At 56.8% G+C, this 21,656-nt stretch carries 17 protein-coding genes; 7 read left to right on the forward strand and 10 right to left on the reverse strand.

The annotated features are described in order from the left end of the window. A complete protein-coding gene (locus FGA82_RS15145) occupies positions 1-1,503 on the reverse strand; it encodes an aldehyde dehydrogenase family protein (RefSeq protein ID WP_141127684.1) in 1,503 nt (500 codons plus the stop codon). 190 nt (positions 1,504-1,693) lie between these two features. Beyond that, a complete protein-coding gene (gene glsB / locus FGA82_RS15150; protein WP_007911001.1) occupies positions 1,694-2,602 on the reverse strand; it encodes a glutaminase B in 909 nt (302 codons plus the stop codon). Between the two features lie 137 nt (positions 2,603-2,739). Between glsB and FGA82_RS15155 the strand changes: the two genes are divergently transcribed. Both FGA82_RS15155 and FGA82_RS15160 read left to right on the forward strand, forming a co-directional pair. Next, a complete protein-coding gene (locus FGA82_RS15155) occupies positions 2,740-3,228 on the forward strand; it encodes a GFA family protein (protein WP_141127685.1) in 489 nt (162 codons plus the stop codon). 229 nt (positions 3,229-3,457) lie between these two features. Next, positions 3,458-5,650 carry a TonB-dependent siderophore receptor gene (locus FGA82_RS15160; protein ID WP_141127686.1) on the forward strand — a complete coding sequence of 731 codons (2,193 nt, stop codon included), beginning with the start codon at positions 3,458-3,460 and terminating at the stop codon, positions 5,648-5,650. Positions 5,651-5,917: 267 nt separating this feature from the next. Here the strand turns inward: FGA82_RS15160 and FGA82_RS15165 are convergent, their stop codons facing one another. Together FGA82_RS15165 and FGA82_RS15170 are read right to left on the reverse strand one after the other, a co-directional pair. Then, positions 5,918-7,204 carry an ATP-binding protein gene (locus FGA82_RS15165; protein WP_141127687.1) on the reverse strand — a complete coding sequence of 429 codons (1,287 nt, stop codon included), beginning with the start codon at positions 7,202-7,204 and terminating at the stop codon, positions 5,918-5,920. After that, on the reverse strand, positions 7,205-7,912 hold the full coding sequence (locus FGA82_RS15170; protein ID WP_141127688.1) for a winged helix-turn-helix domain-containing protein: 708 nt from the start codon (positions 7,910-7,912) through the stop codon (positions 7,205-7,207). Between the two features lie 412 nt (positions 7,913-8,324). Here FGA82_RS15170 and FGA82_RS15175 point away from each other — a divergent pair, with 412 nt between their 5' ends. Then, the gene (locus FGA82_RS15175) at positions 8,325-10,601 is read left to right on the forward strand and encodes a CHAT domain-containing protein (protein WP_141127689.1); all 2,277 of its coding nucleotides are present in this window, start codon (positions 8,325-8,327) and stop codon (positions 10,599-10,601) included. A gap of 340 nt (positions 10,602-10,941) precedes the next feature. On the opposite strand, the gene FGA82_RS15180 is transcribed toward FGA82_RS15175, so the two are convergent. Next, positions 10,942-11,550 carry a tRNA-(ms[2]io[6]A)-hydroxylase gene (locus FGA82_RS15180; protein ID WP_141127690.1) on the reverse strand — a complete coding sequence of 203 codons (609 nt, stop codon included), beginning with the start codon at positions 11,548-11,550 and terminating at the stop codon, positions 10,942-10,944. A 159-nt stretch (positions 11,551-11,709) separates the two neighbouring features. Between FGA82_RS15180 and FGA82_RS15185 the strand changes: the two genes are divergently transcribed. Then, the gene (locus FGA82_RS15185) at positions 11,710-12,573 is read left to right on the forward strand and encodes a universal stress protein (protein WP_141127691.1); all 864 of its coding nucleotides are present in this window, start codon (positions 11,710-11,712) and stop codon (positions 12,571-12,573) included. Positions 12,574-12,740: 167 nt separating this feature from the next. Here FGA82_RS15185 and FGA82_RS15195 read toward each other — a convergent pair whose 3' ends face one another. Continuing rightward, a complete protein-coding gene (locus FGA82_RS15195; protein WP_038366489.1) occupies positions 12,741-13,211 on the reverse strand; it encodes a DUF1289 domain-containing protein in 471 nt (156 codons plus the stop codon). Between the two features lie 468 nt (positions 13,212-13,679). Here FGA82_RS15195 and acnB point away from each other — a divergent pair, with 468 nt between their 5' ends. Next, positions 13,680-16,289: a bifunctional aconitate hydratase 2/2-methylisocitrate dehydratase gene (gene acnB, locus FGA82_RS15200; RefSeq protein ID WP_141127703.1), complete on the forward strand. Its 2,610-nt coding sequence runs from the start codon at positions 13,680-13,682 to the stop codon at positions 16,287-16,289. Between the two features lie 51 nt (positions 16,290-16,340). Here acnB and FGA82_RS15205 read toward each other — a convergent pair whose 3' ends face one another. The 4 genes from FGA82_RS15205 to FGA82_RS15220 form a co-directional block, all read right to left on the reverse strand. Beyond that, entirely contained in the window at positions 16,341-17,993 is a 1,653-nt protein-coding gene (locus FGA82_RS15205) for a SulP family inorganic anion transporter (RefSeq protein WP_141127692.1), read from the reverse strand. A gap of 80 nt (positions 17,994-18,073) precedes the next feature. Further along, positions 18,074-19,354 carry an HAAAP family serine/threonine permease gene (locus FGA82_RS15210; protein ID WP_141127693.1) on the reverse strand — a complete coding sequence of 427 codons (1,281 nt, stop codon included), beginning with the start codon at positions 19,352-19,354 and terminating at the stop codon, positions 18,074-18,076. A 233-nt stretch (positions 19,355-19,587) separates the two neighbouring features. Continuing rightward, entirely contained in the window at positions 19,588-19,770 is a 183-nt protein-coding gene (locus FGA82_RS15215; protein WP_064390528.1) for a hypothetical protein, read from the reverse strand. Positions 19,771-19,840: 70 nt separating this feature from the next. After that, the gene (locus FGA82_RS15220) at positions 19,841-20,035 is read right to left on the reverse strand and encodes a hypothetical protein (RefSeq protein ID WP_141127694.1); all 195 of its coding nucleotides are present in this window, start codon (positions 20,033-20,035) and stop codon (positions 19,841-19,843) included. Between the two features lie 252 nt (positions 20,036-20,287). On the opposite strand from FGA82_RS15220, the gene FGA82_RS15225 reads away from it, so the two are divergent. Beyond that, on the forward strand, positions 20,288-20,671 hold the full coding sequence (locus FGA82_RS15225) for a tautomerase family protein (RefSeq protein WP_141127695.1): 384 nt from the start codon (positions 20,288-20,290) through the stop codon (positions 20,669-20,671). Between the two features lie 218 nt (positions 20,672-20,889). Then, complete coding sequence (locus FGA82_RS15230) at positions 20,890-21,414, forward strand: cysteine hydrolase family protein (RefSeq protein ID WP_141127696.1); 525 nt, start codon at positions 20,890-20,892, stop codon at positions 21,412-21,414. The last annotated feature ends 242 nt before the right edge of the window (positions 21,415-21,656 follow it).

Consider the following 21,656-nt stretch of genomic DNA (forward strand, 5'->3'; position numbering starts at 1 on the left):
TCAGCGTTTTACTGTGAGATCGATCTGCGTCATCCGGCTGCGCACAGTAAACACACCGTCACCGGAAAGAATCGCACTGCGCGCAAACAAGCGCCCGCTCTCCCAGTTCGAAAGCCCCAGTTCCGGCTTGTTCAGCGCGTACTGCCCATCGACCCAACGGGTAATGCCGTTGCCCACGAACGGCGCATTCACCGCGTTGTAAAAACGCTCTTGTACGGCGGCATCTTCACTGATCAACGACACGGTAAATTGCGGGCTGTAACGGTTGAAGAGCGCAATCGCCTGATCCAGATCGTCAACGATCATCAGGCTGACTTCCGGGGTTTCTTCCCATTCCCATTCGCGGCCCAGCGCCGACTCCGCCAAAGGTTCAGCCAGTGCTTCGGTCTGATAACCCTCGGCGCGATAAACCTCGACGGTTGTGTTCTGCCACTCACTCGGCAAGCATCCTTCACTGCCTTCAACGATGTGCAATTTGCAGCCCTGGCCACGCGCAGTACCGGCCTGTTGCAGTGCATCGAGAAACAACGGCACCAGCTCAGCCGCGCGATCACGCTGGATCAGGCACACGTTGAGCGTGTTGCAGACTTTGCGGTCCAGCGAGTTGCGCACCACGGCGGCGAAGCGTTTGGCATCGGCCGCACGATCCGCGATCAACCATGCACCACCCGTGCCGTGCAGGCTGACCGCGGTGCCGGCCTGCTGGGCAATGCTGCCTAACTGACTGACCGCACGACCCGAGCCGCGCGCCACCGCCAGCGACAAGCGTCGATCAGCAAACATCGCCCAACCGGCGGCATGATTGACGCTTTCCACCAACGACACCGCACCGGCGGGCAGACCGGCATCGGCCAGCGCGGGGTTCAGTGCGTGAGTGACGATGGCTTGCGCAGTGCCTAACGCATCGCTGCCAATACGCAGAACGGCAGTGTTGCCGGTGCGCAAGACACCGGCGGCGTCGGCAAACACGTTCGGCCGACCTTCAAAGACAAATGCGACGATGCCCAGCGGCGAGACCACTTGCTCGACTTTCCAGCCGTCGTGCTCGACGCTGCTGATGACTTTGCCGCGCGTAGCTGCGGCATCTCGCCAGGCGCGCAGGCCGGCAATCATGTCGCCGCGCATGCGCTCATCGGCGAGCAGTCGGGTGGTGGAGCGGCCGCGTGCCTTGGCCCGTTCGATGTCAGCAAGGTTGGCGGTTGCGATGTGCGCCCAGCACTCAGGGGTTTCCAGGCGTTGCGCGAACAGATCAAAAAACTGGCTGATAGCCTCATCGGACACCGCCGACAGCGCGGTAAATGCCGCTGCCGCGCGTTCGATCGCCACGGACGCCGCTTGCTGATCCGCCACGGGGATCAGCAGCAGCTCGCCACTGACCTGCTCCACCAGCAGGTGGTCACCGGGCTGAAAGCGCGCGGCCAGTTCGGGGCTGACCAAGGTGACGCGGTTACCAGCGAAAGGGATCGGCGTGCCAGCGACTAGACGTTCGAGCGCAAGAGACATGAAGCGGATTCACCATGCAGGGAGCGGCCGGAAAATGTATAGGAACACAATCCTCCAAAGCAACCGCTAACCCTGTGGGAGCGAGCTTGCTCGCGAAGAGGCCGGCACATTCAGCATTAATGTTGTCTGACCGGACGCCTTCGCGAGCAGGCACGCTCCCACAGGGTTTTGTGGTGTTTGTGTGATCGGGTCAGAACACTGACCAGCCAATCCGCGCACTAAGCATCTCCAGCGCCGCCATCCCCGCCAGTGAGTTCCCCGCCGCATTCAGCTCCGGCGACCACACGCACACCGTGAACTGCCCCGGCACCACCGCGACAATCCCGCCACCGACGCCGCTCTTGCCTGGCAAACCGACGCGGTAAGCGAAGTTGCCCGCCTCGTCATACAGCCCGCTGGTGGCCATGATCGAGTTGACCTGCTGGGTCTGGCGCCGGGTGAGGATCTGTTCGCCGCTGTGTTTGCAGAAACCATCGTTGGCCAGAAAGCAGAACGCCCGGGCCAGATCAATGCAGTTCATGCGCAACGCACAATGGCTGAAATAGCTGCGCAGCACCGCTTCAACATCGTTGTGAAAATTGCCGAACGACTGCATCAGATACGCCATCGCCGCATTGCGCGCACGGTGTTGGTATTCGGAGTCGGCGACTTTGCCGTCGATCATGATCTGCGGATTGCCGGACAGGCGCCGGACGAAATCGCGCATCGACAGGGTCGGCGCGGCAAAGCGCGACTGGTTGATGTCGCAGATCACCAGCGCACCAGCATTGATGAAGGGATTGCGCGGCCGACCACGCTCGAACTCCAGCTGCACCAGCGAGTTGAACGGCTGCCCGGACGGCTCGTGACCGAGGCGTTCCCAGATCGCTTCGCCGGAGTGATCGATCGCCTGCACCAGGCTGAACACCTTGGAAATACTCTGCACCGAGAACGGCGTCTCGGCGTCACCGGCGCAGTACATCTCGCCGTCGTTGCCGTACACGGCGATGCCCAATTGGTTGGCCGGCACGGTGCCGAGGGCGGGAATGTAGTCAGCTACCTTGCCTTGCCCGATCAGCGGGCGGACAGCGTCAAGGATCTCGTTCAACAGCGCTTGCATGCCGGGTTCCGAAGTCTCGCCCCATGGGATTGCGGGGACACTGGGGCTAGACGCTGCGCCCGCCCGTCGAATCACACAGGCCTGCATCGCGCTGAATGTTCTAGGCTCAACCGCACATTCAAAACGGGAGAGCTCCCATGCATCTCGAAGGCTCCTGCCATTGCGGCGAGGTCACGTTCAGCCTCACCAGCGCCCACCCTTATCCTTATCAACGCTGTTATTGCTCGATCTGCCGCAAGACCCAGGGCGGCGGCGGTTATGCGATCAACCTCGGCGGCGACGCGACCAGCCTCAAGGTGCGCGGGCGTAAACACATAAGCGTCTATCACGCGAAGATCAAAGACAAGGGCGACAAACGCGCCCATCGCAGCAGCGCCGAGCGGCATTTCTGTTCACTGTGCGGCAGCGGCTTGTGGCTGTTCAGCCCGGAGTGGCCAGAGCTGATCCACCCGTTCGCTTCGGCCATCGACACCGCATTGCCGGTGCCGCCGGAGCACACGCATTTGATGCTCGGTTCGAAAGCACCCTGGGTGGAAGTCGAGGCTAAAACCAAAGACAAACAGTTCGACGTCTACCCCGAAGAGTCCATCGCCCAATGGCATGAACGCCTCGGTTTGACCCGATAGATCCACGGCAAACACAAATCCCTGTGGGAGCGAGCTTGCTCGCGAAGGCGGCGTTTCAGTCAGTATTTGCGTCACTGACACAGCGCCTTCGCGAGCAAGCTCGCTCCCACATTGCCAACTCCATAGGGCATTAAATCTTTGAACTGTTCAGTTCCCTTTTCCCGCACTCATTCGGTTAACCCCTCAGAAGCACTTCAACTACCGATCGATTCGATGCAAAGGGATCTCCATGTCGCACGTCCGTTTCGCCCTGTGCCCGTTGGCACTGGCCCTGCTGAGCATTTCTGCCAACGCCGCTGAAAAAACCGACCAGATCTTGCAACTGGGCGCCACCAACATCTCCGCCCAAGGCCTCGGCGCCACTACCGAAGACACCCGTTCTTACACCACCGGAGCTATGTCCTCGGCCACCGGCCTGCCGCTGTCGATCCGCGAAACCCCGCAGTCGGTGACGGTCATTACCCGTCAGCAAATGGACGATCGCGGCGTGCAAAGCATCGGCGATGCACTGCGCAATACCCCCGGCATTTCCATGCAGAAGTACGACAGCGACCGTACCGAATTTTCCGCGCGCGGCTTGGCGATCACCAACTTCCAGTACGACGGCATCAACATTCCCTACGATGGCGTGTACGGCGAGAACCCGAACAACGGCGATGACGCCGCCAGCATCGACCGCATTGAAATCATCAAAGGCGCGACCGGTCTGATGACCGGCTCCGGCGACCCGTCGGCCACGGTCAACCTGATTCGCAAAAAGCCGACCAAGGAATTCAAAGCCTCGATCAGCGGCACCGTTGGTTCGTGGGATGCCTACCGCACCGTCGGTGATATTTCCGGTTCGCTGACTGAATCGGGAAACGTGCGCGGACGTTTCGTCGGCGCTTATTCAGATCAGAACTCTTACCTGGATCACTACAGCCAGCGCAAAGACCTGTTCTACGGCATCCTCGAAGCGGATTTGAGCGACGACACCCTGCTGACCTTCGGCGTGGACAAATCCAGCACCACACCACGCGGTTCGTCGTGGACCGGCAACCCGGTGTATTTCGCCGATGGCGGGCGAACCGATTTTGGCCGTCACTTCAACTCCGCCGCTGACTGGAGTCGCCGCGATTTCGACAACATCACCTACTTCGCCTCCTTGGAACAGGCGCTGGCCAACGACTGGAAATTCAAGGTCAGCCTCGACCAGAAAACCACCGATCACGACACGCGCCTGGCCTCGGCCAGCGGTGGCAATCCGAACCGCGCCACGGGTGAAGGCATGTTCATGTATTGGTGGCGCTGGGAAGGTCACCGGGTGCAGAACACCGCTGACGTCAACGTCTCCGGCCCCTTCACCCTGGGCGGTCGCGAGCATGAACTGATCGCCGGCGTGATGACCTCGCACTCGCGCCAGACCGGTTCGACCTACGACACCAGTGCGTTTTCCGAAGTCCCGGGCAGCATTTACGACTGGGACGGCAATCTGCCGAAACAGGACTTCCCGAAAAACGGCAAGTACGAGCGCACGCAGAGCCAGAACGGCATTTACCTGGCCACACGCCTGCGCCCGACCGATGATCTGTCGGTGATTCTCGGCAGCCGTTTGAGCACCTTCAAATACAACGAAGACTACCGCTACAACCCCGGCGCCGGCCTCGACGACACCCACACCAGCTACAAGGAACACGGCGTGGTCACACCTTACGCCGGGGTGATCTATGACCTCGACGACACCTACTCGCTGTATGCCAGCTACACCAGCATTTACCAGCCGCAGACCAACAAGGACGCCAACGGTTCGACCCTCGCACCGGTCGAAGGCGACAGCTATGAAACCGGCTTGAAAGCGGCGTATTTCGACGGTCGCCTCAACGCCAGCCTAGCGTTCTTCCGCATCGAGCAGGACGGCGTGGCCGAGTCGATCGGCACCAACGCCGTGACCAACGAAGGCATCTATAAAGCCATCGACGGCGCCACCACCAAAGGCGTGGAGCTGGAACTGGCCGGCGAACTGGCCGAAGGCTGGAACGTCTCCGCCGGCTACACCTACGCACGCACTCGCGATGCCGATGAGCAGCGCATGTTCGGTTATCCCTTGTCGACCACCAAACCCGAGCACACGGTGCGCACCTTCACCACCTATCGTTTACCCGGCGTGCTCGACAAGGTCACCGTCGGTGGCGGCGTGAGCTGGCAGAGCGCGTTCTACGGCAAGATCTACAGCGCCCCGGCGGGCGACTACACGCGGATCAAACAAGGTGGCTACACCCTCGTCGACCTGATGAGCCGCTATCAGTACAACGAACACCTGAGCTTCACGGTCAACGCCAACAACGTGTTCGACAAGCGCTACCTGACGGGACTGGGTAACTTCGACACTACGTTCTACGGTGAGCCGCGCAATTTGATGCTGACGACCAAGTGGGATTTCTGATTCTGGGCTGAAACAAACAGCGCCACGGATGGCGCCTTCGCGAGCAGGCTCACTCCTACAGGGGGGTATGCGTCGCCTACAAATTTTGAGCAAGACACAAGACCCTGTAGGAGTGAGCCTGCTCGCGATAGCGTTGGGTCAGCAGCAAAAATGCTGATTGGACTGACCCCTTCGCGAGCAAGCTCGCTCCCACAGTGATCTGCGGTGCTCACAAATCCAATGTGGGAGCGAGCTTGCTCGCGAAGGGGCCGGCGCAGGCAACGGCATTCAATCCAGATGTGCCCAGGTCATCCGGAACGACGCCCCGCCCCAAGCCGAATCGCCCACTTCAACCTGCCCGCCATGGGACTGCGAGACCCGGCGCACCAACGCCAAACCCAAACCAAATCCACCCGTACGCCGATCCCGACTGGCATCCAGCCGCGAAAACGGTTCAAAGATTTTCTCTCGTCCGTGTACCGGTACCCCCGGCCCATCGTCGTTGACCCGCACTTCGTAATAATCACCGGTGCGCACCAGCGTCACTTCAACGCGCTGCTCGGCGTAGCGAATCGCATTGCGCAGCAGATTGATCACCGCCCGCGCCATGAATCGTGGCTCGATACGCACCGTGTCGATGCGGCAATCACCGATCAGCAACTGCACACCAGCCGCTTCAGCCTCCAGCGCTACGCTGCCGACCACGCTGTCGAGCCAATTGGCAGCCTGGATGTTTTCGCGCTTGATCACCGTCGCACCGCGCTCGAGGCTGGCGTAGGTCAGCAATTCCGAGACCATTTCCTCGAGCTCACCGAGGTCGGCGTACATGTCGGCAATCAGCTCGCGATTCTGGCTGGCGTCCGGCTGCTGTTTGAGCTGGTCGAGTTCAAACGACAACCGCGCAATCGGCGTGCGCAGTTCGTGGGACACGGCGTTGGTCAGCTCACGCTGGTTGGCGATCAGGCCTTCGATGCGTGCGGCCATCAGGTTGAAGTGCTCGGCCAGATCGCGGATGTTCGAGCGCTTCGACAATTGAATGCGCACCGACAGATCGTTGTCGCCGAAACGCTCGGCAGCGAGGCGCAGCTTCTCCAGATCGCGCCAGTGCGGGCGCACCCAGAAAAACAGGACGACGCCGATCATCACGGCAATCATCAGGTAGGCGCCAGCGATGTAGAAAGGCATCAGACTCGGCTCGGCCGGCAAGCGGATGCTGAGCAGTTGCGGCCCCTCATCAATCGCGGAAATGTACTGGGTGTACTTGTCGCGGATCACCAGCAGCCCTTTGGCCAGCTCAGCTTTTTCCTCGTCGCTGAGGGCCAGTTCAGAGGTATCGACCAGCGTCAGCCCCAAACCGTAATGCGGGCGAATCGTTTCCAGCTGCTTTTCCCGGGCCGGGCCGTCGAGATCCCGCAACTGCTGGCCCAATGTCCATGCCTGTCCCCGCACGGCCTCACGGTTGTAGTCCTGCATCTGATAATCAAGCAAGGCATCAAAGGTTCGCTCGACCGTCTGCAAGGCCAGCACCAGACCTATCGTCATGACCAGAAACAGTCCGAAAAATAACCGCAGCATCTACAACTCCCACGCGAACGGATTGAACAGATAACCCTTGCCCCACACGGTCTTGATACACATCGGCTCGCGGGGATTGTCTTTGAGTTTGTTACGCAATTTGCTGATGTACACGTCGACGCTGCGATTGAGCCCGTCGAAGGCAATCCCGCGCATGCGATTGAGAATGTCGTCACGCGACAAAACCTTGCCAGCGGCGCTGGCCAGCAACCACAACAGCTCGAATTCCATGGTGGTCATTTCGATGACCTCGCCCGCCAGCCGCACTTCCCGACAACTGCGGTCGACGTTCAACTGGCCAAACTCCAAAAAACTCACCACGTTGCTGTCCGGCACCTGCCGCCGCTGCAGAGCCCGCAATCGGGCCAGCAACACCGGCGGCTTGATCGGTTTGATCACGTAGTCATCGGCACCGGATTCCAGACCGAGAATGTGGTCGAGATCGTCTTCCTTGGCCGTCAGGATCACGATCGGCGTGTCCGACACGCTGCGAATCTCGCGACACACGTGCAGCCCGCTCTGCCCCGGCAGCATCAGGTCGAGCACCACGACTTTTGGCTTGAATTCCAGAAAGGCAGCCACGGCCAGGTCGCCACGCAACACGGTGCGCACCTCGTAGCCATGTTGTTCGAGAAAGTGGGCGATCAGTGCCGCGAGGCGCTCATCGTCTTCCACCAGCAGGACTTTGCCAAAACCCAGGTTATCCATAACGACCGTCTGCCACCCATGTGTGAAGTGGTCGGCATTATGGCGGCAATCGCGCTGAAGGCGTTTGTTTCAGGCAGCAAAAACCGGCCGCTGGGGCCGGTTTTCGGTGATGTTTCATACTCTTAAGAGTTTTTAACAATTGACGAATACCTGCAATCCGTGGGATCAACCATCGACTTCGTGCTTTAGCAACTGAAGCGTCCTTCAACTTCGCTTCCCTTCCCTTCCCTTCCCTTCCTTCACTATCGCGCCATTTTCGTCACTGCAGCCGCTTCACTGACAACAAAGCATACCCTCTAAGAAAAACAAAATAAGCATTTTTTAGACCAAAATTATTATGATAACTTGATTACCTTGTAGTGAAAAAATCTCAACACCACGGACGCAATAAAAAAGCTGAGGACTTAGCAAAATGCCCGAACTCACATCACATGAAGAGTTGAATTTGGCAACAAGAATTTTTGAAGAGGAGCATTTCCAAGACATAAGATTCGCTTTCCACTACTTCATTCCACATCATCGGGACTACAGCAGGGAGAGCTTCTTCCTAGCATACTGGCCAGAAATAGTAGAATCGAGACGATTACTAAAACTAGCTACCACACTGCCGTTTGATGTAAGAGAAATAAAAGCAACCCGCAACAACGTGGCCAAGGCAAGAGTTACAGGAGTGACAAGTCTCGTTGTTATCCCGACAAATATCGAGTCCATGCACGGCCATTACACGACATACGCCCAACCATTTAAAGTCATACTCTCAGACGAGAGAATGTATAGATCCGTAAAGGACTTTCTAGCGAGCGAATACGGAAAAGGATTCCTACATATATCTAATGCAAAGTCAGCAAGTAGAGAAGAAAAAGATTCTAGTTTGAAAAAAATAAGCACCTATGCAAAAGAAAGAGCAGTCGAACTACTCACCAAAGGGCAAGTACCTCCAGAGTTCGTTACAGCTATTGAAGAGGTTCTTTCACCTAAAAAAAAGCACTGGAAGAGGCTAACATTTCCTGGCTACAGTCATGGCATAACGACTGCTAACGAAGTTATCGCTCAAAGTATGGAATTAAGCGTCTCCTCCGAAGGAAAACTTCAACCCCACAAATATCACGAATACATTCCAGCCGTTCTGCGAAGCGTTCTATCTTTATGGAACTACCGAAAAGATCAGATAGAAGGCGCACCTTTTGAGAACCTTCTCTGCATAACGGTAGAGCCAATACTTTGGCGACTTTACAAAGCAGACATAGACACTGAGCTCTTTAATGACGACAAACAACCCGAAAAAATTATCGCAGGACTCAGAACCTATGTAAAATCAGTAAAAAGATCAGAAGAGTACATACGAAACCTAACAGGCCGAGAGATTGAGCACATAACAGATTTGGCATCTGACCCCATTGGAAATTACTTTGTCGCCCTTCATCGTCGCGAACTTGAAACCTTCAACCTTTCCACTAGCATATTGGGCCTAACGGACCTATGCCCGGTCCTTCGCATCGAGCCAAAAATAAACAAGATCAAAGGCGACTTAATAAATCTAGCGAATTGTTCAAGAGGCAATGGTCCGCACATTAACTTTAAATTAAACAAACTTTCTAACAAACTACAGACGCGTATGCACTCTCTCGTGCACGAAAAATACTCATCCCTAACAAATGATAAACTTCCAGAATTTTCAGGGATATCCTTAGTTAGCGACCTACCACTTGAGTGGCTTCCACTGCGCGGACTGCCTTTGACTTTGAGATGTGACGTTAGCCGGATACCAGCAACTCCAGGAAATGCAAGCCTAAACCAGCTAATAAAAAGTCGATACACAACAGTATCTTTGTCGGACTTCAAAGAGATATTGATTATCCGATCCTTTTCAAATACAGACAAGATAAAATTCACCCTTGAAAAAACACTTAAACACTGGGCTGACCGACATCCTGAGTATCCTAAATATAAAATCGTCGATGTGGCGACTGCCGATGAATTCGTTAATACCGTCAACGCCTTTAACGGCGCATTAATGATTTTCGATGGTCATGGGACGCTGAATACTAATTCCGACATGGGCTCCATAATCATCGGAGGAAAGGAGCTAGATGTCTGGCAACTACAGCAACAACTAAATATGCCACCTATTGTACTATTGAGTGCATGCGACACTATTCCTGTGGACGGTGGGCACGGATCCTCAGCGAACGGAATGCTTACCTTAGGCGCAACAACTGTACTCGGCACACTTCTCCCAGTTGACGCCAATCGCTCTGCATCTTTCATATCCAGACTTCTATTCAGAATCTCGAAATTACTTCCAAACATTGTAAATCACGCAACTTATATGCCATGGCGCGGCTTTATGAGCGGCATGCTGAGAATGACATTCTGCACCGAGCTTATTGAAAACTTAATAAAAGAAACAAAAATAATCTCTACAGACGATCGCTCCAGCATACAATTAATTGCCAACAACGCCATCAATTCTATGTCGCCTGACTGGTACGAACAAGTACTTACGGAAATATGCCACCGATCGACCCAAGAGCAAACTACAACCTTAGAAATGTGTAAATTTTGGGGCAGCATGGTAGACTCGTTAAAATACGTTCAACTTGGCCGCCCTGAAAAAATAAAGCTGCGTTCAAAAAATATAAACGAAGCAGCCTCAATAATTAGATCCAATTTCAAAGCCAATCATTAGACACAAACCAGCACCCCTACATTTAATATAAAGGAAAACAATGAACCAAGTTATTTTTTGCAGAACTTCGGATAAAACCCAGCGACAGATTAAGGGTTTTGTCGCAGCAACCGGAAATAAATCCATCTGCCAGAGGAAATAAAAAGCAGAATTTAGCGTCACTCTCCCGTCGACTGCAATTAGCTCGACGAACAGTTTGCATCCTGAAAGCAGGCCTACCAGTAAAAACCTTGTTGTACCAAAAAACTATTTTTTGACATAAAAACCCGTCACTCCGTTTAACTCGAGTGGCGGATTTTATAGTTTCGGCCTGTTCAACAACAATAATTGAAACGGCCGTTCAAAAATTATTGGGCACACCGCTGTGGAAGCGAAACTCTTCATCCGGCGACTCAATCAGTTCCTGCTCGGCGGCACGAACCTTGTCGATGACCTGAGCAATATCCTTGGCATCGCCGTACTGATAGGCCAGCTTCAGATAACCCTGAAAATGCCGCGCCTCGCTTTTCAGCAGGCCAAAGTAGAACTTGCCGAGTTCATCGTCCAGGTGCGGCACCAGCGCTTCAAACCGCTCGCAACTGCGCGCTTCGATAAACGCGCCGACCACCAGCGTATCCACCAGTTTCACTGGCTCATGGCTGCGCACTACCTTGCGCAAACCCGAGGCGTAACGGCCGGCGTGGAGCTGGCGCAGCTCAATCTTGCGCCGCTTCATGATGCGCATGACCTGCTCGTGGTGCACCAGTTCTTCCCGGGCCAGACGCGACATCATGTTGATCAGGTCGACGTGGGAATGGTACTTGGCAATCAGGCTCAGGGCGGTGCTGGCAGCCTTGAACTCGCAGTTTTTGTGGTCGATCAGCAGGGTTTCCTGATCGGCCAATGCCGCCTGAACCCAGGCGTCGGGGGTGCGGCAGCCAAGGAATTCGTGGATTTCGGGAAGGATCATGGGGCTCACGGTAAAAGGTGTTCGAGCGAAGGGCGCCGATTATACCGGCCTGTCCGCAGACCACCAGCGGCGGACGTTGATATGCGTCAAGTCGCGCACGATCGAGCAGCAACTATAGTTGTGCAACGCCGTGCCTTTTCTTTGCTGGAGACTCCGCTCATGCAAGCCATTCGCAGCATTCTGGTGGTCATCGAACCCGAACATTCGGAAAGCCTGGCGCTCAAGCGCGCCAAGTTGATCGCGGGCGTGACCCAGGCCCATCTGCACCTGCTGGTGTGCGACAAGAAGCACGATCATGCCGGCATGCTCGGCGTGCTCAAAGCCGCGCTGCTGGAAGACGGCTACAGCGTCACCACCGAGCAGGCGTGGAACGAAAGCCTGCACGAAACCATCATCGATGTGCAGCAGGCCGAAGGGTGCGGGCTGGTGATCAAGCAGCACTTCCCTGACAGTTCGTTGAAAAAAGCCCTGCTGACCCCGGCGGACTGGAAACTGTTGCGCCACTGCCCGACCCCGGTGCTGCTGGTGAAAACCGCCGGTTCCTGGAAGGACAAAGTGATTCTGGCGGCGGTTGATGTGGGCAATGCCGACGGTGAACACCGGCATTTACACACCACGATCATTGATCACGGCTATGACATTGCCAGCCTGGCCAAAGCGCATCTGCATGTGATCGCGGCGCATCCATCGCCGATGCTCTCGGCAGCTGACCCGACGCTGCAACTGAGTGAAACCATCGCGGCGCGTTATCGCGAGCAATGCCGGGCGTTTCAGGCGGAGTTCGATGTCGATGATGAGCATCTGCACATCGAGGAAGGCCCGGCGGATGTGTTGATCCCGTTCATGGCGCACAAGCTGCAGGCGGCAGTCACCGTGATCGGCACGGTGGCGCGTACCGGGTTGTCAGGGGCGTTGATCGGCAATACCGCAGAAGTGATTCTGGATGCGCTGGAGAGCGATGTGCTGGTGCTCAAGCCGCAGGAGGTTGAGGATCATCTGGTGGAGTTGGCGGTGAAGCACTAAACCTCCAGATTTGAAATGCGATCCCTGTAGGAGTGAGCCTGCTCGCGATGGCGTCCTGTCAGTCACCACCTTCTTTGAATGCACTACCGCTATCGCGAGCAGGCTCACTCCTACAGTTGGAATGCATTCCCCTGTGGGAGCGAGCCTGCTCGCGAAGCTTTTGATCTTCAGGCGCCAAAGGCGTCTTTGAGGAACCCGGGGGCGATGTAGCGCTGGTAGTGCGCTTCCGACAGCAGGAAGAATTCCCGATCAATGGCATCGCGCAGTTCCGGCAGGTTCCAGTCGCGAAACTCCGGCAGCAACACCATTCCGTACGCTTCCAGATTAATGATCACTCGCGCACCACGGGCGATCAGCTGATACGCCCAGCAATATTCCGACTGATGCGGTACGAAGCGGATCTTGCGCTGTTCCAGTTGCTCGCGCAGGCGCGCGGAATCGAAAATCTCGACCTTGCCTGCCATCACTTGGGACAGCAATTGCTCCAGACGCAGCCACACCGCGCGTTTTTCCTCCTCGTTGTACCCATTCCAATGGATCACTTCGTGGTGGAAACGCTTGCAGCCACGGCACACCAGATCACCGTAAACAGTAGAGCAGAGGCCGACGCAGGGGGTCTTGATGGTCTGATTGGGCATAAGATAGGCAAAACACTGAAACGCGGAACAGGTCGGCATGTTAGCCCTTTGTCGGGCATTGATCACCCCTCAAACAGCAGGGTCTCAGGCGCACCGCGCGTTTGACCCGACCGCGCGCATTGCCACGAAAGTCCAATAGAGCCCGACTTACCTTTAAATTTTTTTTGCCGTAGAATCAGCCAGCCTTTTAAGGCGCCAATGTCCGTTAGAAGCTGTTTTCAAAGCGTCACGAGCACAGTCGTTCCTTCAGAGCGGTGTTGGCGAGGGGTTTTTCCAGCGGGGAAAAATCCAGCGCCAACCCTCATCAGCTCCCCGTTCTGCAGGCGTAAAACTTTGAAAGCAGCTTCTGTAAGGAATTGCCGGTAATTCTGGCCGAACGACCCACAACGTCGTGAGGAGCATGAGTACGGCAATTTCGGGATGAGCGTCCCGGACACCCATTTGGGACCACTGATGAGGGTAATAACTGTGCTTGAAGCCTACCGCAAACATATCGAAGAGCGTGCAGCCCTGGGTATCGTTCCCCAGCCGCTTAACGCCGAACAAACAGCAGGCCTGGTCGAGCTGCTGAAAAACCCTCCGGCTGGCGAAGAAGAATTTCTCGTTGACCTGATCACCAATCGCATTCCACCAGGCGTGGACGAAGCGGCCTATGTCAAAGCCGGCTTCCTGTCTGCACTGGCCAAGGGCGAAGTATCCTCCCCTCTGCTGGACAAGAAGCGCGCTGTAGAACTGCTCGGCACCATGCAGGGCGGCTACAACATCGTCACTCTGGTTGACCTGCTGGACGACGCCGAGCTGGCGCCAGTCGCTGCCGCGCAACTCAAGCACACCCTGCTGATGTTCGATGCGTTCCACGACGTCGCGGAAAAAGCCAAGAACGGCAACGTTCACGCTAAAGCCGTGCTGCAATCCTGGGCTGACGGCGAGTGGTTCAAAAACCGCCCAACGCTTGAAGACAAGATCAGCCTGCGCGTGTTCAAGGTCACCGGCGAAACCAACACCGACGACCTGTCCCCTGCTCCTGATGCCTGGTCGCGTCCAGACATCCCGCTGCACGCCCTGGCCATGCTGAAAATGGCCCGTGACGGCATCGTTCCTGATCAGCAGGGCGCTATCGGCCCGATGAAGCAGATCGAAGAAATGCGCGGTCAAGGCTTCCCGATCGCCTACGTCGGTGACGTGGTCGGTACCGGTTCGTCGCGTAAATCGGCGACCAACTCGGTGCTGTGGTTCTTCGGCGACGACGTTCCTTACGTGCCGAACAAGCGTGCTGGCGGTTTCTGCTTCGGCAGCAAAATCGCTCCGATCTTCTACAACACCATGGAAGATGCCGGCGCACTGCCAATCGAGTTCGACGTTTCCAACATGAACATGGGCGACGTGATCGACCTGTACCCGCATGCTGGCAAAGTCTGCAAACATGGCACCGACGAAGTTCTGACCACCTTCGAAATGAAGACTCCGGTGCTGTTGGACGAAGTTCGCGCTGGCGGCCGTATCCCGCTGATCATCGGCCGAGGCCTGACCGAGAAGGCTCGCGCCGAACTGGGTCTGCCAGCGTTTGACCTGTTCAAGAAGCCTGATGCACCGATCGAAAGCACCAAGGGTTACACCCTGGCGCAGAAAATGGTCGGCAAGGCTTGCGGTCTGGCAGAAGGCAAAGGCATCCGTCCTGGCACCTACTGCGAACCGAAAATGACCACCGTGGGTTCTCAGGACACCACCGGTCCGATGACCCGTGACGAACTGAAAGACCTGGCGTGCCTGGGCTTCTCCGCTGATCTGGTAATGCAGTCGTTCTGCCACACCGCGGCTTATCCAAAGCCGATCGACGTGACCACCCACCACACCCTGCCTGACTTCATCATGACCCGCGGCGGCGTTTCCCTGCGTCCGGGCGACGGCATCATCCACTCGTGGCTGAACCGCATGCTGCTGCCAGACACCGTCGGTACCGGTGGTGACTCGCACACCCGTTTCCCGATGGGCATTTCGTTCCCGGCCGGTTCCGGTCTGGTTGCGTTTGCTGCGGCCACCGGCGTTATGCCGCTGGACATGCCGGAATCGATCCTGGTGCGCTTCAAAGGCAAAATGAAACCTGGCATCACCCTGCGTGACCTGGTTCATGCGATTCCTTACTTCGCCATCCAGAACGGTCTGCTGACCGTCGAGAAGAAAGGCAAGAAAAACGCCTTCTCCGGCCGCATCCTGGAAATCGAAGGTCTGGAAGGTCTGACCCTGGAGCAGGCGTTCGAACTGTCCGACGCCTCGGCCGAACGTTCGGCTGCCGGTTGCACCATCAAGCTGTCGAAAGAGTCGATCACCGAGTATCTGAACTCCAACATCACCCTGCTGCGCTGGATGATCGGTGAAGGCTACGGCGATGCACGTACTCTGGAACGTCGCGCTCAAGCGATGGAAGCCTGGGTTGCCAACCCTGAACTGATGGAAGCCGATGCCGACGCCGAATACGCCGAAATCATCGAAATCGATCTGGCCGACATCAGCGAGCCTGTACTGTGCGCGCCGAACGATCCGGACGACGCCCGTCTGCTGTCCAGCGTTGCTGGCGAAAAGATCGACGAAGTGTTCATCGGTTCGTGCATGACCAACATCGGTCACTTCCGCGCTGCCGGTAAGTTGCTGGATCAGGTCAAGGGTCAGCTGCCAACCCGTCTGTGGCTGTCGCCGCCGACCAAGATGGACGCTCACCAACTGACCGAAGAAGGCTACTACGGCATCTACGGCAAGGCTGGCGCGCGCATGGAAATGCCGGGCTGCTCGCTGTGCATGGGTAACCAGGCACGTGTAGAGCCGAACGCGACAGTTGTGTCGACTTCGACCCGTAACTTCCCGAACCGTCTGGGCGACGGCGCGAACGTCTACCTGGCTTCGGCTGAGCTGGCGTCCGTGGCTTCGATCCTGGGTCGCCTGCCGACCGTCGAGGAGTACATGGAATACGCTGGCAAGATCGACAGCATGGCGGCCGATATCTACCGCTACCTGTCCTTCGACCAGATCGCCGAGTTCCGTGAAGCTGCTGCGAACGCCAACATTCCGGTCGTTCAAGCCTAACGCTGCAACGCAATGAAAAACGCCGCCCATCGTGAGATGAGCGGCGTTTTTTTATGCCTCGGGTTTCAGTGTGAGGGCTTTCTGCACAGCGCCATCGACGCTCAAACCGCTGAGGATCACGCCGTTGGCCAGTACTTCAGGCAAAGCGTCCAACACCGTCAACGCTTCATGCTTGAGCCGCGCCAGAATCAAACGCTTGCCTTCCTGATGCACCCGCAGGAAAAACTCCTGCATCGTTTCAATACTGGTGCCATCAAGGTTCGGCGTCTCTTCAAGACTCAGAATCACCGTGTGCACCGGCACCTCTGCATGGCGGACCAGTCTTAACGCCGCCCCCAGAATTCGTTCAACATTGGCAAAAAACAACGCTTCACTTGGCCGAATGATCAGTACGCCGGGTTCCGCTTGCGCAATGGGATGACGCTGCACATCGACAAAATCGTGCCCGCCATCAATCCGCCCCAGCACTTGAACGTCCGCCGCCGACATCTGTTTGAGCATCAACAGCACACTGATCGCCACCGAGACCAGCAGGCCGTCCAGCACGCCCAATAGCAGCACGGCCAAGACCGCGCAAATCACCAGCACACGATCCCGGCGCCAGACGAAGTAGCGGCCCAGCGGCTGCAAACTCAAACCGCGGCCCAACGCATGCATGACAATCGCGGCGAGGATCGGCTCCGGCGTCAGGGCAATCCACGGCAACACCGTCAGCACGATGATCAACACCACCAACGCCGCCACCCCTCCGGCCCAGCGAGACATTGCACCCGCCGCTTCATTCGCCGAGGTTGCCGAATACCCCGCGCCTGCCGGCATGCCATGAAACAACCCGGAGAGCAGGTTCGACGCGCCCAGCGCCAACAGATCGCGGTTTGCGGTAACGCGATCACCATGCTTGAGCGCATAGGCGCTGATCGACCCGTAAGATTCCGCATACAGAATCATCACCAGCGCAAACCCCACCTCACCCAGACGGAGCCAATCGGCGAACGGCAGCACTGGCAGGCTGGGAACTTCCAGGCTCAGGTCGATAATGCCGATCATCTTCACGCCGTAAGCCGGAAAATTCAGCCATTGCCCGGCGGCGATGCCGATCACCATCACCAGCAAGCCGCCGGGCACTCGCGGGAATCGCGAGAACACGCAGAGCAACAGCAGCGTGACAGCCGCGACAGCCGCGGCCGGCCAGTTCCACTGCGGCAGCTGTTCAAGCAGTTGCGGGGCGAAGCGCACCAGATTGGCCTCGGCAAGATGCACGCCGACTACACTGGCGATCTGTTTGAGAATGATGGTTAACGCCAGACCGAAGGCGAATCCACGCAAAACCGGTTTCGCGATAAAAGATGTGACACTGCCCAGACGAAAGGCCCCGGCCAGCAAAAACAACACGCCCGTGACCAATACCAGGCCGACCGCCAACGTGGAGCGCAATTGCGGGTCACCATTGGCCAGCGTTGCCGTCGCCGCCGCCAGCACTGCGGCCGAAGAGGACGTCGCCGAGACAATCGCAAAGCGACTGGTGCCGAACACCCCGTAACACAGCAGCCCGGCAAACAGGGCGATAACCCCGGCCTGTGGCGCTAATGCGGCGATGGTCGAATACGCCACCGCTTCGGGCAGCAAGAGGCCGGCTATCGATAGACCGGCCAGCACATCCTGCCAGCGATTGGGTGGTTCAACAGGTTGCGGGGCGCTCGACAATCCACTGTCTCCAGACGAAAAAAAGCCGCTGCATACATCGTATGCAGCGGCCACTGTAGCTGAGTATCTGGAGTTGCGGCTTACGCGGTCAGCGAATAAATCAGCGCCGAAATCGCCACCAGACCTACTGCGGTGACAAACACATTGGACGCCTGACCACGATAACGCGCCATTGCTGGCACCTTACGAATGGCATACATCGGCATCAGGAACAGAATCGCCGCGATCACCGGGCCACCGATGGTTTCGATCATGCCCAGAATGCTCGGGTTCAGGGTCGCCACGATCCAGCACACCACCAGCATGAACGCCGCCACAATACGGTCCAGCGCCTTGGCGCCCGGACGTTTGCCGCTCTTGATGATCAGCCCTTTGAGACCTTCGCTGGCGCCGATGTAGTGACCGAGGAAGGACTTGGAGATCGCCACAAATGCAATCAATGGCGCTGCGAAAGCGATGGTTGGATTGCTGAAGTGGTTGGCCAGGTACGACAGGATCGACAGGTTTTGCGCCTTGGCCTCGGCCAGTTGTTCCGGCGTCAGGGTCAGCACGCAGCTGAAGACAAAGAACAACACCATCGCCACCATCAACAGGTGCGCGCGGGACAGGATCTGCGAGCTGCGCTCTTCAGCGTGGACGCCATAACGACGCTTTTGATCGACCGCAAACGCCGAAATGATTGGCGAGTGGTTGAACGAGAACACCATCACCGGAATCGCCAGCCACAGTGTATGCAGCAACGCCGACGGCGCTGGCACGTGCGAAGCGGTGGCGAGAATGCCGCCGTTCCAGTGCGGAATCAGGTACACCGCGAGGAACAGCAACGCGACGATAAACGGGTAAACCATCAGGCTCATCGCCTTGACGATCGCCTGCTCACCGCAACGCACCACGGCCAGCAGACCGAGGATCAGCACGAACGACAGCAGCGCACGCGGTGGCGGCGTGATGTGCAGTTGGTGCTCAAGGAAACTGGCGACCGTGTTGGTCAGGCCAACACTGTAGATCAGCAGGATCGGGAAGATCGCGAAGAAGTACAGCAAGGTGATCAGCGCACCGGCCTTGATGCCGAAATGCTGCTCGACCACTTCAGTGATGTCGGCGCCTTCACGACCGGAAAGCACAAAGCGGGTCAGGCCACGGTGGGCGTAGAACGTCATCGGGAACGCCAGCAGCGCGAGGATCACCAGCGGCCAGAAGCCCCCCAGACCTGCGTTGATCGGCAAAAACAGGGTGCCGGCGCCGATGGCCGTCCCGAACAGTCCCAACATCCAGGTGGTGTCCTGGCGATTCCAGCTCGAAAGTTCAGCGGGTGCTGCTGCATCAAAGCGCTCTTCGACGCTATTGGCCTGATCATTCATCCGGTCGGATCTCCGCATTCCGGTCACTTGCCACTCGGTCAGGACGCGTCGGAAAAAACCGACAGACATGCTCCGGCCGAAACAGGGGCGCGATTCTCCGTGATAAATGAGCAGAAGCAAAGACTTAGCTGAGGAATGGTTGTGCGGAGCAGATCAGCGGGGTGTCGTTTTTGGGAAATTATCGGTCGTACATAGGTATTCTTGCTGTCGTTAATAGGCACATGCAAACGTATTCAGATGGTTCGGGCCAACACCATCACGAAAGCGATCCCCACCGCGCCCATCAGCATTCCAAGGCTAAATAGCAAAACCGTTTCACGCCTTTCGGCCTTGCGAAAGGGCTTCATGGCTTCTCTGAACTCAAACTCCTCTTGATAGAGTCGGTCTATCCTGGCTCTGCTTTCCTCTGTGCTCATACTGCCCCCCTTCCCTTTTTTTGGTGGTCTGAGTCAACACGTATGCGCAATGGCAACCTGCTGCGCTCTCTTACAGCTTCAAATAAAGCCCTACGGCGGTGGCAATTGCGGTTAATGCCCCAGCCTCCACCACAAGGGGATACAAAAAAGTCTCAAGTTTCAGTTTTGCTTCCTCCGCCAAGAGCTTGCGCCTCTCCGCGCCGAGCTTTTGAGTTTCCGTTTGTAGCCTTTCGATCTCCACATTTTTGTGGTCATCAAGATGCATGAACCTTCCTTGGCTGCTGACAGTTAACGCTTGGGAAGCTTTTCGATCCTGGACCACCTCCCATTGCTGCCCCATGATTTCGCGTTAACCGTCTGCCCGATAGCAGATGGCTCTGCCAAATGCGTAGGTAAAATCCGCGAGTTTCGTAGGTAGCCTCATACAAAAACAGTACCGAGGTCATCACTCCCTGCTTTCAATCTGGTTGAAATGTTCTAGCGTGAATGAGTCCTCTGCCCCCCGGAGTCTCTGCCCATGCCCCTCGTTCGCATCGACATCAAACAAAACCCCGACCCCACCTTCGCCAAACGCATCGGCGAACAGATCTACGCTGCCATGCGCAGTACGATCAACGTGCCGGAGCACGACAACTTCCAGATCCTCACCGAGCATGATGACCAACACCTCGTCTACGACCCGCAGTATCTGGGGATCCAGCGTAGCGAAGGCGTAGTGTTCATTCAGATCACCATCAGTGAAGGACGCACGGTGGAGAAAAAGCAGTTGCTGTTCAAAACCATCTCCGAAAGCCTGCACACACAATTGGCGGTGCGCCTGGAAGACGTCTTCATCAATCTGGTGGAGGTGAAAAAAGAGAACTGGTCATTCGGCAATGGCGTCGCGCAGTACGTCACTTGATCCGCTCATTGACAGCCCGGTATCAGCGCCAGCATGATCGGCCCATGAACATTCGCGCGCTGCAACTCACCCGTACCACCACGACCGCCACCGGCGGGGCGTGGTGTTTCTGCGTGAGGTAACCCCAGCGCAGCAAACCCGAGGCCCCGCCAGCAATGGACGGGGCCTTGTTGTTTCTCCCGTCCGTGCGGCATCTGCAGCACTCAAGGAGAAGCACCATGCCCGCAGCACTGTTGATCATCGATATGCAGGTTGGCCTGTTCCACGGCCCGGAAAAACCCTACCAAGGCGAACGGGTTCTGGCCAACATCCAGCGCCTGGTCGCTCAGGCCCGCGTGAATCAAGTGCCGATCTTCGCCGTGCGCCACACCGGCCCCGACGGCTCACCGATTGCCGCCGGCAGTCCATTCTGGCAATTGCTGCCAGCGCTTGAACTGGACGCCGAGATAGACACCCTCTTCGACAAATCCCGCCCCAATGCTTTCCATGGCACTGACCTTGCGCAGCGACTCAAAGCCGCACAGGTAGAAGACCTCTATGTGGTCGGCATGAAAAGCCAGTTTTGCATCGACAGCACCTGTCGCAGCGCTGCCGATCTGGGCTTCAGACCACTGCTGGTCAGCGACGCCCACACTTGCATGGACACCGCTGCGCTATCGGCCGAAATGATCATCAACCATCACAATTCAACCCTCGGCGCCGCTTTCGCACGGTTAATCGACAGCGCTGAAGTGAGGTTCTAAGGAAGCGTCCCGAAATAGACGCAACTTCACTTGCTGCGGTTGCGTCAACCAGACATTTGTTACGGCATTATTTGTCCTACAGCATCGTGTAATTAGTTAATGGCGTCAGCGACGTCAACCACAGAAAACGCCACAAATAAATGAATCAACCAATAACCTTTCAGAACAATCCTACACATTAAACATCCAAAAAAACTCACAACAAAATATTACTTAAAATCGAATGCCAGCCATTTGTTACA

Source organism: Pseudomonas fluorescens, from assembly GCF_005938625.1.
In the GTDB taxonomy this organism is placed as follows: Bacteria; Pseudomonadota; Gammaproteobacteria; order Pseudomonadales; family Pseudomonadaceae; genus Aquipseudomonas; species Aquipseudomonas fluorescens_BD.